The organism is Nocardioides sp. CFH 31398, from assembly GCF_022436705.1.
GTDB lineage: Bacteria > Actinomycetota > Actinomycetes > Propionibacteriales > Nocardioidaceae > Nocardioides.
Genome location: NZ_JAKUHT010000011.1, coordinates 1 through 14,023, shown reverse-complemented (window position 1 = coordinate 14,023; position 14,023 = coordinate 1). Strand labels below are relative to the sequence as shown.

Below are 14,023 nucleotides of genomic sequence, written 5' to 3'. Positions count from 1 at the left end.
CGGGCCTCAGGAGCAGACGCCGCCGAGGCGGCCGACGCCGGTGAGTAGGTGGTAGACGCCCAGCCCGCCGAGGAAGACCACCAGCCCCATCAGCAGCTGCGGCTGGCAGCGGCGCTCGGCGGGACGCCGCCACTGGACGACGACGCCGGCGAGCACCAGCAGCACGGCGAGGGAGCCGGAGACGAGGTCGGCCCAGTCGAGCAGCGGGCAGCCCAGGAGGTCGGCGGGCCGGCCGTCGACCAGGTCCGGCCAGGCGACGAAGAACCCGGCCAGGACCGGCAGCACCGCCCACCACAGGGGCTCGGGGACCCGCCTCACCGCCGCGCCGCCACGTAGCAGGCCACCGCGCTCGCGGCGGCGACGTTGAGCGAGTCGATGCCGGCCGCCATGGGGATGACCGCGCGGCGGTCGGCCGCGGCCTGCCAGCGTTCGGACAGCCCGTGTCCCTCCCCGCCGAGCACCAGCGCGAGCCGGTCGACGCCCGCGACGGCCTCGGTGACGTCGACGGCGTCGTCGGCGAGGGTGAGCGCCACGGTGGTGAAGCCGCGCTGCGACAGCGACGGCAGCGCGTCGTGCCAGTCGGGCAGCCGGGTCCACGGCAGCGCGAACACGGCGCCCATCGCGACCTTCACCGCGCGCCGGTAGAGCGGGTCGGCGCACCGCGGTGACAGGAGCACCGCCTCGAAGCCCAGCGCCGCGCCGCTGCGGAAGATCGCGCCGACGTTGGTGTGGTCGACCACGTCCTCCAGCACCAGCACGGAGCGGACGCCCTCCAGGACGGAGTCCATGGACGGCAGCGGGCGCCGCTCGAGGGAGGCCAGCGCGCCGCGGTGCACGTGGAAGCCGGTGACCTCCTCGGCGAGCCGCTCCTCCAGGACGTAGCAGGGCGCGTCGGACCGGTCGAGGACGTCGGCGAGACCGTCGAGCCACCGCGGCGCCATGAGGAACGAGCGGGGCACGTGCCCGCCCTCCACCGCGCGGCGGACCACCTTCTCCCCCTCCGCGAGGAACAGTCCGTGCTCCGCCTCGAGGTGACGGCGCAGCTGGACGTCGCGCAGGTCGCGGTAGTCCCCGAGCCGGGGGTCGGCCGGGTCCGTGACGTGCTCGATGACGGCCACGGGATCAGACGCGGGAGCCCCGGGCGTACGACGGGTGCGCCACGCCCACCACGTCGCCGATCACGATGATCGCCGGCGGGCGGACCTCCTGCGCCGCGAGGTCGTCGGCCAGCGACCCGAGGGTGCTCAGCACCAGCCGCTCGGTCGGCATCGTCCCCTCGACCACGACGGCCACCGGGAGGTCGGCGGGCCGGCCGTGCTCGAGGAGGACGGCGGCGATGGCGGGGGCGTTCTCGACGGCCATCATCAGCACCAGGGTGCCGCGCAGGTGACCGAGCGCGGGCCAGTCGACGAGGGAGTCGGGGTGGTCGGGCGGCAGGTGGCCGGACACGACCGTGACCTCGTGGGCGACGCCCCGGTGGGTGACCGGCAGGCCCAGCCGGGCGGGGACGGCGAGCGACGAGCTGAGGCCGGGCACCACGGACACCGGGACGCCGGCGTCCCGGCACGCCAGGACCTCCTCGAAGCCCCGACCGAAGACGAACGGGTCGCCGCCCTTGAAGCGGACGACGCGACGCCCGGCCCGGGCGTGCTCGACGAGGGTGTCGTTGATCTGCTCCTGCTTGACGTGGCGACCGCGGGGCAGCTTGGCGACGTCGATGACCTCCACGTCGGACGGCAGCTCGTCGAGCACCTCCCGCGGGGCCAGCCGGTCGGCGACGACCACGTCGGCGCTGGCCAGCGCCTGGCGGGCGGCGGCGCTGACGAGTCCCGGGTCGCCGGGCCCACCGCCGACGAGGACGACCTCGCCGGGCCGCACGGCGTCCGTGCGCGTGGCGTCCAGCGTGCCGGCGCGCAGCCCGTCGAGGACGGCGTCGCGCAGCGCGGCGGAGCGGCGCGGCTCGCGGTTCGCGAGGACGGCGACGCCGACGTCGCCGTACCGGCCCTGCGCGGGGGTCCAGGCGCTCGCCCGGGTCGCGTCGTCCGAGCGGACGCAGAAGATCCGTCGCTCCTCCGCCGCCGCGGACACCGCCTCGTTGACCGCCGTGTCGTCGGTGGCGGCCACGACGTACCAGGCCTCGTCCAGGTCGGAGGCGGTGAAGCCGCGGGCGTGCCAGGTGATCTCGTGGGCGAGGCCCTCCAGCGCCGGGGTGACGTCGGGGGCGACGAGGACGACGTCCGCGCCCGCCGCGATCAACGTCGGCACCCGCCGTTGGGCGACCGCTCCGCCGCCCACGACCACCACGCGGCGGCCCGCGAGGCGCAGGCCGGTGAAGTACGGCGAGTGGTCGGTCACGGGCCCATCCTCCCCGACCGGACGGAGCCGCGACCGAGGGGTGGCGATCCGGTGGTCCGACTTCGTGGTGCGGGCTAGGTTCTGCGCCATGAGCCTCGAGCGCCCCGTGCACCCCGACCCCTACGAGCTCCTCCCGACCGTCCCGTCGTTCGACGTGACCAGCACCGACGTGACCGACGGCCAGCCCCTCGGCGCCGCGCAGGTCGCCGGCGACGACGGCAACGTCTCCCCGCAGCTCAGCTGGTCCGGCGCCCCGGAGGGGACCAAGTCGTTCGTCGTCACCTGCTTCGACCCCGACGCCCCCACGCCGTCGGGCTTCTGGCACTGGGGCGTCGTGGACATCCCGGCCGACGTGACCTCCCTCGACACCGGCGCCGCGTCAGGGAACCTCCCCGCCGGTGCGTTCCAGCTGCGCAACGACGGCGGCGAGCACGGCTTCATGGGCGCCGCCCCGCCGGAGGGCGACCAGGTGCACCGCTACTACTTCGTGGTCCACGCGGTCGGCGAGGAGAAGCTGGGCGTCGACGAGAACGCCTCGTTCGCGGTGACGTCGTTCAACCTCGCGTTCAAGACGCTGGGCCGCGCGATCCTCACGGGCACCTACCAGCACTGATGACGCAGCCGGCGGCGAGGAACGAGCCGCCGGCGTCGCGGCATCAGGTCGAGCAGCCTCGCGGCTGAGGGACGAAGCCGCGACAGGCGTGTCGAGACCCGGTGGGTCGAGGGACGACCTCGACCACCGGGTCTCGTGCTGTCCGGCGTGCCGTCCGGCGTGCTGTCCGGCGTGGTCCGGCGTGCTGCGCGCCGTGCAGCGCGCGCAGCGACCTCAGCGCGGGTGCAGCAGCTGCTCGAACGGGACGGGCTCGGGCAGGTCGTCGACGTCCTCCGCCGGGTCGCTGACCGCCCGCAGCGGTGTACGCCGGGTGGGCAGGCCCGCGACGAGCGCGGCGAGCTCGCCCGCGGCGCGGTCGATGCGGGAGCCGAGGGCGTCCTGGCCGCCGCCGGCGCCGAAGTCCTCGCTGGCGGCGAAGACGCCGGTCGGGACCACGACCGCCTTGAGGTAGGCGAACAGCGGGCGCAGCGCGTGGTCGATCACCAGCGAGTGCCGGGCGGTGCCGGCGGTCGCGGCGACGAGCACCGGGGTGCCCACCAGCGCGTCGGGGTCGAGCGCGTCGACGAAGGTCTTGAACAGGCCGGAGTAGGACGCCGTGAACACCGGGGTGGCGACGACCAGCGCGTCGGCGCGCGACACGGTGCGCAACGCCTCGTCGAGGTCGCCGGTGGCGAAGCCGGTCAGCATCCGGTCGGCCAGGGCGTGGGCGAGGGGCCGCAGCTCGACGTGGGTCACCTCGACCCGCTCCCCCGCGTCACGCAGCGCGGAGGCCGCCGCCGCACCGAGGCGCTCGGCCAGCGCCGTGGTGGACGACGGGACGCCGAGCCCGGCGGAGACCACCACCAGCGAGCGGGTCATGCCGCGGCCTCCTCGCGGGCGGCGAGGCGTCCGGCGTGCGTGGGCGCGTCGGGCACGTGGGCGGGGCGGCCCTCGGCGAACCCGGCCCGCAGGTCGGGGAGGATCTCGCCGAGCAGGTCCAGCTGCTCCAGCACCGTCGACAGCGGCAGGCCCGCGTGGTCGATGAGGAACAGCTGGCGCTGGTAGTCGCCGACATAGTCACGGAACGACAGGGTCCGCTCCAGCACCTGCTGGGGAGAGCCGACGGTCAGCGGGGTCTGGGAGGAGAAGTCCTCCAGCGAGGGGCCGTGGCCGTAGACGGGGGCGTTGTCGAAGTAGGGCCGGAACTCGTTGACGGCGTCCTGGCTGTTGCGCCGCATGAAGAACTGCCCGCCGAGGCCCACGATCGCCTGGTCGGCGGCGCCGTGGCCGTAGTGCTCGAAGCGCCGGCGGTAGAGGGCGACCATCTGCCGGGTGTGCGAGGCGGGCCAGAAGATGTGGTTGTGGAAGAACCCGTCGTCGTAGTAGGCCGCCTGCTCGGCGATCTCGGGGGTCCGGATCGAGCCGTGCCACACGAACGGCGGGAGCCCGTCGAGGGGCCGCGGCGTCGCGGTGAAGCCCTGCAGCGGCGTGCGGAACTGGCCCTGCCAGTCGACGACGTCCTCGCGCCACAGCCGGTGCAGCAGGGCGTAGTTCTCGACGGCGAGCTCGAGGCCGCGGCGGATGTCCTTGCCGAACCAGGGGTAGACCGGCCCGGTGTTGCCCCGGCCGAGCATGAGGTCCATCCGGCCCTCGGTCAGGTGCTGGAGCGTGCCGTAGTCCTCGGCGATGCGGACCGGGTCCGTGGTGGTGATGAGGGTCGTGGACGTCGACAGCAGGATCCGCTTGGTGCGGGCGGCGATCCAGGCCATGGTGGTCGTCGGCGACGACGCCACGAACGGCGGGTTGTGGTGCTGGCCGAGGGCCACGACGTCCAGGCCGACCTCCTCGGCCTTCTCGGCGATGCGGACCTGCGCCGTGATCCGCTCGTGCTCCGTCGGCGTCCGACCGGTGGTCGGGTCGGTGGTGACGTCCCCGACGCTGAAGATCCCGATCTGCATGACTGCCTCCCGCTGCGTGTCCCGCTGTGTGTCGATGGTCACGGACGGTTTCCGTGTCCAATAGTTGAAGATCGAACATCATACGGAACCGGGTTTGGCCTTCACCTATTCCGAGGAAGATGGAGGGTGTGACCGACCTGATCGCGAGCCTCGCACGCGCCGTCGCCGCGGCCCCGGACGACCCGACCCTGCGCCTGCACCTGGCGCGGCAGCTCGTGGACGCCGGGCGGGGCGCCGAGGCCGTCGAGCACGCGGCCGCCGTCCTCGCCGCCGACCCCGCCTCGGCCGAGGCGCGGGCGGTCATGGCCGAGGCCCTCGCTCCCCCGGCGCCCACGGCGCCCCCGGCGAACCCCACGACCCCGGCCGCCCCGGCCGGTTTCGACTGGTCGCAGGCGGAGCACGACCTCGGCTCCGACGTCGAGCCGATGTTCGCGGACGCCTCCGCGCACGACTCGCAGGTCCCGGCGTACGACGTCGAGGGCGCGCGCATCACCCTCGCCGACGTCGGCGGCATGAACGACGTCAAGAAGCGCCTGCACGCCGCCTTCCTGGCGCCGCTGCGCAACGACCGGCTGCGCCAGATGTACCGCAAGAGCCTGCGCGGCGGGCTGCTGATGTACGGGCCTCCCGGCGTCGGCAAGACCTTCATCGCCCGGGCGCTGGCCGGTGAGCTCGACGCACAGTTCCTCGCCGTCGGGATGGCCGACATCTTCGAGATGTACATCGGCACGTCCGAGCGCAACGTCCAGGAGCTGTTCGCCACCGCCCGCGCCAGCGCCCCCTGCGTGCTGTTCCTCGACGAGGTCGACGCCCTCGGCCGCAAGCGGTCCCAGTCGACCTCCGACGGCTACCGCTCCGTCGTGAACCAGCTGCTCTACGAGCTGGACAGCGTCGGCAACGAGAACGAGGGCGTCTTCGTGCTCGCGGCCACCAACGCCCCCTGGGACGTCGACCCCGCCCTGCGGCGTCCCGGTCGCCTCGACCGCACCCTGCTGGTGCTGCCCCCCGACCGCGAGGCGCGCGAGGCCATCTGGCAGACCCACCTCCGGGAACGTCCCATCGCCGGGGTCGACGTACGACGTCTCGCGAAGCTCACCGACGGCTACACCGGCGCCGACATCGCCCACCTCTGCGAGAGCGCCGCCGAGATCGCCCTGATGGACTCCGTCGAGAGCGGCGAGCCCCGCATGATCGGCCAGGCCGACCTCGAGGCGGCGCTGCGGGAGCTGCGTCCGAGCATCGGCCCCTGGTTCGAGTCGGCGCGCAACGTGGCGATGTTCGCCAACGACGACGGCTCGTACGACGAGCTGCTGGCGTACCTGCGCAAGCACAAGCGCCTGTGACCGACGCGGCCGGCACGAGCGGGGCGACCGGCGGGCACGACCCCGCCGACCGGGCCGAGATCCTCCTCGACCTCGGTCGCCACGCCGACGCCCGCCGGGAGGTGGAGGCCGCGCTGGCCGCCGACCCCTCCTCGCCGTACCTGCACGGCCTCCACGCCCAGGCCCTGCACGGCCTCGGCTCCCACACCGACGCCCTCGCCGCGGCGGAGCGGGTGACCGCGCTCGCCCCGGACCGCGCCGCGGGCCACCGCCAGCGGGCCGTGTCGCTGCTGCGCCTCGAGCGGACGCCCGAGGCCCTCGCCGCCGCCCACGAGGCGGTGCGCCTCGAGCCGCAGCACTGGCTGCACCACGCCCTCCTCGCGCAGATCGCCGCCGAGCAGCCCGCGACCCTGCGACTGGCCTGGGACGCGGCGATGCGGACCGTCGAGCTCGCCCCCGAGGTGGCCGACGCCCACTTCACGGTGGGCTTCGTGGCCGGGCACCGGCGCGACCACCGCACGGCCGTCGCGGCCTACCAGCGCGCGCTCGCCCTGGACCCGGGCCACGCGACCGCCGTCCACAACCTCACGCTGCTCCAGAGCGGCGGCGACGTGCGGCGGGTCGCCGAGGGCATCGGCGGCGCGCTGCGGCTCGACCCGCAGCGCGAGGACTTCCGCGCGACCCTGGACGACGTCACCCGGCGCACCGTGGTGCGGGCGTGGGCCAGCACCGTCGTCGGGTCGCTGGTGACCCTGGTCGCGGCTCCCGCGACCGACCCCCGCCAGCCCGTCGTGACCGTCGCCGCGCTGACGGTGGCCGTCCTGGCCGTGTGGTGGGGCTACACCCTGCGGTCGCTGCCCGTCGGCGTCCGTCGGCACGCCCAGGCGCTGGTCCGCGCGGAGCCGCCGCTGGTCGTGCTCCTGGTGGTCGCGGTCCTCGGCCTGGCCGTGATCGCGGTCGCGGTCGCGTTCCCCGGCACGGGAGTGGTCGGGCTGGCCGCGCTGGCGTGGACCCTCGGGGCCGGACTGCCCGCCCTCGTCTGGCTGCGGTCCCGGGTCCGGCCGTGACCGACCTCGACCGGGTGTGGTTCCTCCTCGACCGCGGCCGGCCCCAGGAGGCCCTCACGACCACGGGGCGCCTGCTTGCCTCGGCGCCCGAGGACCCCGACCTGCACGTCGCGGCGGCGTGGGCCCTGGAGGACCTCGGCCGGCTCGACGAGTCCCTCGTCGCCACCACCGCCGCCCTCGCGCTGGCGCCGGAGGATCTCTCGGCCCTGGTGCTGCGCGGCCACGTCCTGCTGAGGACGGACCGGCCCGCCGAGGCCGAGGAGGTGCTGCGCACCGCGCTGCGGCGCCGACCCCACGACGTCTCCGCGCTCCTGACGCTGTCCCACGCCCTGCTCGCGCAGGAGCGCCACGACGAGGCCTGGAAGGTGGTGGCGCGGGCCCGCTCCCTCGCGCCCGAGGACCCGGACGTCCACGTCGAGGCCGGGGTGGTGGCCCTCTGGCACCGCGACGAGGACCCCGCGGCGTGCTTCGAGCGGGCCCTGGCCCTCGACCCCCACCACACGCGGGCGCGTCACGAGCTCCTGCAGCTGCGCCCGGGCTCGCTGCGCGAGCAGGCCGGGACGCTCTCGGACCTGCTCCGCGCCGAGCCCCAGGACGTCGAGTACCGGCGCAGCGTCCAGGACTGGGCCGACAAGACCGCTCGCCGCGCCCTGCTCGGCGCCGTCCTCGCCTGGTCGGTCGCGGCCCTGGTCGGGACGGGCGGGCTCGCCGCCGCGGTGGTGACGCTGCTGTGGTGGCGGCGCCTGCAGCGCGACGTCCCGGTCGGAGTCCGCCGCGAGGCCCGCCGTCTCGTGCCGCGGACGGCGTACCTGGTCGTCGTGTGGCTCACGACATCCGCGACGGCCGTGCTCGCGGTGGCGCTCAGCATCGTCCCCGACCCGCACGGCCTGGCCGGGGCGCTGCTGCCGTGGTTCCTCGTCCCGTGGCTCCTCGCGCCGGTGTGGGGCCTGCTGCGCTGGATGGGCGGGCCCGTGTGGGTGACGACACGACTGCGGCGCTCGCTCTTTTCTTGACTGGTTCCAGAAAGGCTGGAACTCTCGGAGGGTGAGCACCCACGCGGCGATCGCGCCCGAGACCGTCCTGCGGTCCGCGGGCCTGCGCGTGACCCGCCCGCGGCTCGCCGTCCTGCGCGCCCTCGCGGCGGCGCCGCACTCCGCGGCCGACGCCGTGCTGACCGCCGTCCGCAGTGAGGCCGAGGTCTCCACGCAGGCGGTGTACGACGTGCTCAACGCCCTGACCGCCCACGGGGTCGTGCGCCGGTTCCAGCCCGCCGGCTCGGTGGCGCGCTACGAGCTGCGGACCGCGGACAACCACCACCACCTGGTGTGCCGTGGCTGCGGTGCGGTCGCCGACGTCGACTGCGCGGTCGGCGAGGCCCCCTGCCTCGACCCCGTGACGAGCGGCTCGCCCGTCCCCGGCTTCGTCGTCGACGAGGCCGAGGTGACCTTCTGGGGCCTCTGCGCGGCCTGCAGCAGCCACACCGCCGACGCCTAGGGACGACGGCGCGGGAACGCCGACGCGGCCGACCCCCACCGGGGCCGGCCGCGCCTGCCGGTCACGCCTCAGCCGGGCTTGACGTCGTACCGGTCGCTCATCATCACCTTGTCCCAGACGGCCACGAAGTCGCGCACGAAGCGCTCGTGGCCGTCGCTGCCGGCGTAGACCTCGGCCACGGCGCGCAGCTGCGCGTTCGAGCCGAAGACGAGGTCGTTGCGGGTCGCGGTCCAGGACCGGCCCTCGCCGTCGCGGGGGTCGAGCGCGAAGGCCGTCCCGGCGTCGTCCGTCTTGCGCCACTCGTAGTCGGTGCTGGTCAGGACGTCGAGGAAGTCGGTGCTCAGCGTGCCGACGCGGTCGGTGAACACGCCGTCCTCGGCGCCGTCGTGGTTGCAGCCGAGCACCCGCAGGCCGGCGGTGAGCACCACCCACTCGGGGGCGGAGAGGTTCAGCAGGCCCGCCCGGTCCAGGAACATGGCCTCCGGGGCGAGCGTCGAGACCGTCGAGAAGCCCGGCATCACGTAGTTGCGGAAGCCGTCGACGACGGGGGCCAGCCACTCGAACTGCGGCACGTCGGTCTGGTCCTGGCGGGCGTCGACGCGACCCGGGGTGAACGGGACCGAGATCTCGGTGCCGCCCGCGGCGGCGGCGTCCTCCACGGCCACGCACCCGGCGAGGACGAGGACGTCGGCCAGGCTGACCTTCGCCTCCCCCTCGGCGTTGAACGCCTCGGTGACCTGCGTCAACCGCTCCACCACCGGCACCGTGCGGGCGTTGACCGCCCAGTCCTTCTGCGGCGCGAGCGCGATGCGCGCGCCGTTGGCCCCGCCGCGCTTGTCGGAGTGGCGGTAGCTGGCCGCGGAGGAGAACGCGGTAAAGGCCAGGTCGGACGTCGACAGCCCGGCGTCCCGGACCGCCTGCTTGAGGCGGTCGATCTCCGCGTCGCCGACGACGGCGTGCTCCCAGGCGGGCAGCGGGTCCTGCCAGATGAAGTCCTCCTCCGCGACCTCCGGCCCGAGGTAGCGCGACTTCGGCCCCATGTCGCGGTGCGTGAGCTTGTACCAGGCCTTCGAGAACTCCCGCGTGAAGTAGTCGAAGTCGGCCAGGAACGACTCGCAGATCTCCCGGTAGACCGGGTCGACCTTCAGCGCGATGTCGCTCGTCATCATCATCAGCGGGTGCTCGACGCCCTCGAGGTGCGCGTCGGGCGTCGTCGGGGCGTCGTCGTCGACGGGCATCCACTGCAGGGCGCCGGCGGGGCTCTGCGTCTGCTTCCACTCGTGGCCGAAGAGGTTCTCCAGGTAGGAGTTGTCCCACTGGGTGGGGTTCTGCGTCCACGAGCCCTCGATGCCGTTGGTCATCGTGTTCTCGGCGTTGCCCGACCCCTGCGGGTTGTGCCAGCCCAGGCCCATCGCCTCCATGGGCGCGATGTCCGGCGGCGGACCGATCCGGTCGGCACCGACGGCGCCGTGGCTCTTGCCGAACGCGTGGCCGCCCGCGATCAGGGCCACCGTCTCGACGTCGTTCATCGCCATGCGGCCGAAGGTGATGCGGATGTCGACGGCGGACGCCGCGGCGTCGCCGTCCCCGAGCGGGCCCTCGGGGTTCACGTAGATGATCGACGAGTGCGAGGCGGCCAGCGGCTGCTGCAGCTCGTAGTCGCTGCTGCCCGGCTCACCCGTCCAGCGCCCGTCCCGGAAGACCATGTCGTCCTGGGCGTCCGGGTTCATGTTGTTGATCCACTCCGGACCCCAGTAGGTCCGGTCGTCCGGCTCGTAGGAGTCACGGCGTCCGCCGGCGAAGCCCGTCGTCGGGAAGCCCATGATCTCCAGCGCGCAGTTGCCGGTGAGGATCATCAGGTCGGCCCACGACAGCGCGTTGCCGTACTTCTTCTTGATCGGCCACAGCAGGCGGCGGGACTTGTCGGTGTTGCCGTTGTCCCACCAGCTGCTGATGGGCGCGAAGCGCTGGAGCGCCTGGCCGGCGCCACCGCGTCCGTCGGCGATGCGGTACGTCCCGGCGGAGTGCCAGGCCATGCGGATCATCTGCGGCGCGTAGTTGCCGTAGTCCGAGGGCCACCACGGCACGGAGGTGGTGAGGAACGTCTTGATGTCACCCTTCAGCTCCTCGAGGTCGATGGCGGAGAACGCCGCCTCGTAGTCGAAGTCGCGCAGGGGGTCGGCCTGGGGGCCGTCGGCGTGGAGCTGCTCCACCCGCAGGCGGTCCGGGTACCAGTCCTGCAGGGTGGGCCGCGAGGTCTCGGCACCTCCGATGGTGTTGCCGCCGAAGGGGCACTTGCCCTCCAGCACGTCCTCGTAGTCGGCGTAGTCCGTCATGGCATGGATCTCCTCTGGGTGGGGGCCTGCCCCGAGGTGCCCCCCGCCCCCCTCTCCCAAGCCCGCTCGGCGCTGTATCGCGCCGACGCGGTCGGGTACGACAACGCATGACCGACTTGAGCGTCCCCACAGGCACCACGACCGGCTCCACGACCGGTGCCGGCGCCCCCGCGCCGAGCGACCGCAACAGCCTGACCCTGGGTCACACCGGCCCGATCCTGCTGCACGACCACCACCTGATCGAGCAGATGGCGCACTTCAACCGCGAGCGCGTGCCGGAGCGCAACGTGCACGCGAAGGGCAGCGGCGCCTTCGGCACGTTCCGCACCACCGAGGACGTCAGCCGCTACACGAAGGCGGCGCTGTTTCAGCCGGGCGTCGAGACCGAGATGCTGGCCCGCTTCTCCACCGTGGCCGGCGAGCAGGGCTCCCCCGACACCTGGCGCGACCCCCGCGGCTTCGCGCTGAAGTTCTACACGACCGAGGGCAACTACGACCTGGTCGGCAACAACACCCCGGTGTTCTTCGTCCGCGACACCATGAAGTTTCAGCACTTCATCCGCAGCCAGAAGCGTCGCGGCGCCAACGGGCTGCGCGACAACGACATGCAGTGGGACTTCTGGACCCTCAACCCGGAGTCGGCCCACCAGGTCACCTACCTCATGGGCGACCGCGGCGTCCCCGCCTCGTGGCGGGAGATGAACGGGTACGGCTCCCACACCTTCATGTGGATCAACGCCGCGGGCGAGCGGTCGTGGGTGAAGTACCACTTCCACGCCGACGCCGGCGTCAGGAACCTCACCCAGGAGGCCGCGAACCAGATCGCCGGCGAGGACACCGACTTCCACCGCCGCGACCTGTTCGACACGATCGCCGCCGGCGACTTCCCGACGTGGACGCTCCACGTCCAGGTGATGCCGTACGAGGACGCCAAGACGTACCGGATCAACCCGTTCGACCTGACGAAGGTGTGGCCGCACGCGGACTACCCGCTCATCAAGGTCGGCACCATGGAGCTGAACCGCAACCCGGAGAACCACTTCGCGCAGATCGAGCAGGCGGCGTTCGAGCCGTCGTCCGTGGTGCCCGGCGTCGGCTTCAGCCCCGACAAGATGCTCCTCGGCCGCGTCTTCTCGTACGCCGACACCCACCGCTACCGGATCGGCCCGAACTACCAGCAGCTGCCGGTGAACCGGCACCGCGTCGAGGGCGCCTACACCTACCAGTTCGACGGTCCCATGGCCTACGACCACGCGGGCGACCGCTCGAAGTACGCCCCGAACTCCTACGGCGACCCGTACTCCGACCTCACCGGCAAGCCCGAGGACGCCTGGGAGGCCGACGGCGAGATGGTGCGGACGGCGTACGAGCTGCGGCCGGACGACGACGACTTCTCGCAGGCCGGCGCCCTGGTCCGCGAGGTCTGGGACGACGCCCAGCGCGACCGGTTCGTCGGGAACGTCGCCGGGCACGTCCTCGGCGGCGTGAGCGACGCGCTCCTGCCGAAGGTGTTCGACTACTGGAAGAGCGTCGACCCCGACACCGGCAAGCGCATCGAGGAGGCGGTGATGGCGGGCAAGGACGACAAGGCCCCCGCCCCCGGCCCCACCGAGCGCGTCGGCGTCATCTGAGCCGACGACACGCCGCACGACGGAGGATCCCAGCGCTTCTGGCGCTGGGATCTTCCGCGTTCTGAAGCGTCGGGCTCAGCTGACGACCTTCAGCCCCACGACGCACCCGATCAGGCCCAGGATCAGCAGGACTTTCGCCAGGCTGGCGGGCTCCTCCCCCGTCGCGATCGCGTAGACGACGGTCAGGGTCGCGCCGATGCCCACCCACACGGCGTACGCCGTGCCGGTCGGCAGCGTGCGCATGGCGTAGGCGAGGCCGACCATGCTGGCGGTGACGGCGACGCCGAACACGAGCGACGGGGTCAGCCGGGTGAAGCCCTCGGTGCGGCCGAGCGCGGTGGCCCAGACGGCCTCCAGCACACCGGAGATGACGAGCACGATCCATGCCATGACGACTCCTCGAGGAGCAGTCGTCTTGTCGGGCCGGGTACGTCTGCGCTCGTCCGGGTCGCCGCGGACCGCGGGACGGCCTCAGGTTCCCACGTCGCGTCGGGCGGCTCCAGTCGAGGATGGGTGACCTCTGCCTCCTTTGCGGTGGGTTCTCTGCTCCATGAGCGGAGAACCCACCGCAAAGGAGGCCGGATCAGCGGCAGATGGAGGGATCGCTCGCGTGCAGAGCGTTCTTGGGCCGCTGCGGTGACGTAGCGACCCGGACCGAGGAGCGGCGCTCGGGTTGTCACGCGTCGGACCTTGGACGTCGCGCGAACCGCGGGCCTGTCGACCCCACCCCAGCACCCGGAGGCCGGCCGCGGTCGGCTGACGTACCGCGACCCGACGGTCGACCCGACGCGCTTGCCCCGAAAACCGACCGCGGTCACCGCGGGCAAGCACGCCTGGGCGAGCTCGTCGAACGGCGCGACACCAGGAAGGCCATCTGGCGGGTCCGTGCGCGGGGGACGGTGAAGACGAGGGTGTCCTCGGCATCGCGCGTCGTCTTCGGCTGCGCTCCGTAGGTGAGGTCGCGGTCCTTGTTCTGCACGGGGTGGACCCGGCAACCATCGCAGCCGACGATCGTGACCTCCACGGTCGTCCGTGGGGTCCGCGCTGTCACCGCTGCCGTCGTCGCTGCCTCGGCGGGCGTCGCCGCTAGGAGCAGGACGATGACGGCGCTGAGCAGCACGAACGGGGAGAGGTCACGACGCGAGCTGATCACGGGCCCGGTCTACCGGCGCGGTACGCGAATGGTCAGTGCCGTGGGGGGGGGGGGCCCCCCCGGGGGGGGGGCCCGCCCCCGGCGCGGGGCGGGGCGCGCGGCGCCAGCCCACAGG

Annotated in this window: 14 protein-coding genes and 1 riboswitch; of the genes, 6 read left to right on the top strand and 8 right to left on the bottom strand. The window is 73.4% G+C overall.

The window, feature by feature from the left end:
* Window positions 1-6: 6 nt before the first annotated feature.
* Genes MJ876_RS09765 through cobA form a run of 3 tightly spaced genes read right to left on the bottom strand, consistent with a single transcriptional unit; the run spans window position 7 to window position 2,355 of the window.
* The gene (locus MJ876_RS09765) at window positions 7-318 is read right to left on the bottom strand and encodes a hypothetical protein (RefSeq protein ID WP_240236092.1); all 312 of its coding nucleotides are present in this window, start codon (window positions 316-318) and stop codon (window positions 7-9) included.
* Complete coding sequence (locus MJ876_RS09760) at window positions 315-1,118, bottom strand: RNA methyltransferase (RefSeq protein WP_240236091.1); 804 nt, start codon at window positions 1,116-1,118, stop codon at window positions 315-317. Before MJ876_RS09760 ends, MJ876_RS09765 begins: the two co-directional genes overlap by 4 nt.
* Window positions 1,119-1,122: 4 nt before the next feature.
* Window positions 1,123-2,355 carry a uroporphyrinogen-III C-methyltransferase gene (gene cobA, locus MJ876_RS09755; protein ID WP_240236090.1) on the bottom strand — a complete coding sequence of 411 codons (1,233 nt, stop codon included), beginning with the start codon at window positions 2,353-2,355 and terminating at the stop codon, window positions 1,123-1,125.
* A gap of 88 nt (window positions 2,356-2,443) precedes the next feature.
* Between cobA and MJ876_RS09750 the strand changes: the two genes are divergently transcribed.
* Complete coding sequence (locus MJ876_RS09750) at window positions 2,444-2,968, top strand: YbhB/YbcL family Raf kinase inhibitor-like protein (protein ID WP_240236089.1); 525 nt, start codon at window positions 2,444-2,446, stop codon at window positions 2,966-2,968.
* Window positions 2,969-3,181: 213 nt separating this feature from the next.
* On the opposite strand, the gene MJ876_RS09745 is transcribed toward MJ876_RS09750, so the two are convergent.
* On the bottom strand, window positions 3,182-3,826 hold the full coding sequence (locus MJ876_RS09745; RefSeq protein ID WP_240236088.1) for an FMN reductase: 645 nt from the start codon (window positions 3,824-3,826) through the stop codon (window positions 3,182-3,184).
* Entirely contained in the window at window positions 3,823-4,905 is a 1,083-nt protein-coding gene (locus MJ876_RS09740; protein WP_240236311.1) for an LLM class flavin-dependent oxidoreductase, read from the bottom strand. The genes MJ876_RS09745 and MJ876_RS09740 overlap by 4 nt, the downstream gene beginning before the upstream one ends.
* Window positions 4,906-5,033: 128 nt before the next feature.
* On the opposite strand from MJ876_RS09740, the gene MJ876_RS09735 reads away from it, so the two are divergent.
* Genes MJ876_RS09735 through MJ876_RS09720 form a run of 4 tightly spaced genes read left to right on the top strand, consistent with a single transcriptional unit; the run spans window position 5,034 to window position 8,788 of the window.
* Window positions 5,034-6,248 carry a 26S protease regulatory subunit gene (locus MJ876_RS09735; protein WP_240236087.1) on the top strand — a complete coding sequence of 405 codons (1,215 nt, stop codon included), beginning with the start codon at window positions 5,034-5,036 and terminating at the stop codon, window positions 6,246-6,248.
* On the top strand, window positions 6,245-7,294 hold the full coding sequence (locus MJ876_RS09730) for a tetratricopeptide repeat protein (protein WP_240236086.1): 1,050 nt from the start codon (window positions 6,245-6,247) through the stop codon (window positions 7,292-7,294). The genes MJ876_RS09735 and MJ876_RS09730 overlap by 4 nt, the downstream gene beginning before the upstream one ends.
* Window positions 7,291-8,307 carry a tetratricopeptide repeat protein gene (locus MJ876_RS09725; protein WP_240236085.1) on the top strand — a complete coding sequence of 339 codons (1,017 nt, stop codon included), beginning with the start codon at window positions 7,291-7,293 and terminating at the stop codon, window positions 8,305-8,307. The genes MJ876_RS09730 and MJ876_RS09725 overlap by 4 nt, the downstream gene beginning before the upstream one ends.
* A 31-nt stretch (window positions 8,308-8,338) precedes the next feature.
* Window positions 8,339-8,788: a Fur family transcriptional regulator gene (locus tag MJ876_RS09720; protein WP_240236084.1), complete on the top strand. Its 450-nt coding sequence runs from the start codon at window positions 8,339-8,341 to the stop codon at window positions 8,786-8,788.
* A 68-nt stretch (window positions 8,789-8,856) separates the two neighbouring features.
* On the opposite strand, the gene katG is transcribed toward MJ876_RS09720, so the two are convergent.
* On the bottom strand, window positions 8,857-11,124 hold the full coding sequence (gene katG / locus MJ876_RS09715) for a catalase/peroxidase HPI (protein WP_240236083.1): 2,268 nt from the start codon (window positions 11,122-11,124) through the stop codon (window positions 8,857-8,859).
* A gap of 107 nt (window positions 11,125-11,231) precedes the next feature.
* On the opposite strand from katG, the gene MJ876_RS09710 reads away from it, so the two are divergent.
* Window positions 11,232-12,755, top strand: a complete 1,524-nt coding sequence (locus MJ876_RS09710; protein WP_240236082.1) for a catalase — start codon at window positions 11,232-11,234, stop codon at window positions 12,753-12,755.
* A 75-nt stretch (window positions 12,756-12,830) separates the two neighbouring features.
* Here MJ876_RS09710 and MJ876_RS09705 read toward each other — a convergent pair whose 3' ends face one another.
* Entirely contained in the window at window positions 12,831-13,145 is a 315-nt protein-coding gene (locus MJ876_RS09705; RefSeq protein ID WP_240236081.1) for a multidrug efflux SMR transporter, read from the bottom strand.
* A 14-nt stretch (window positions 13,146-13,159) separates the two neighbouring features.
* Window positions 13,160-13,224: riboswitch (guanidine-III (ykkC-III) riboswitch) on the bottom strand.
* Window positions 13,225-13,569: 345 nt separating this feature from the next.
* A complete protein-coding gene (locus MJ876_RS09700) occupies window positions 13,570-13,908 on the bottom strand; it encodes a hypothetical protein (protein WP_240236080.1) in 339 nt (112 codons plus the stop codon).
* Between the last annotated feature and the right edge of the window lie 115 nt (window positions 13,909-14,023).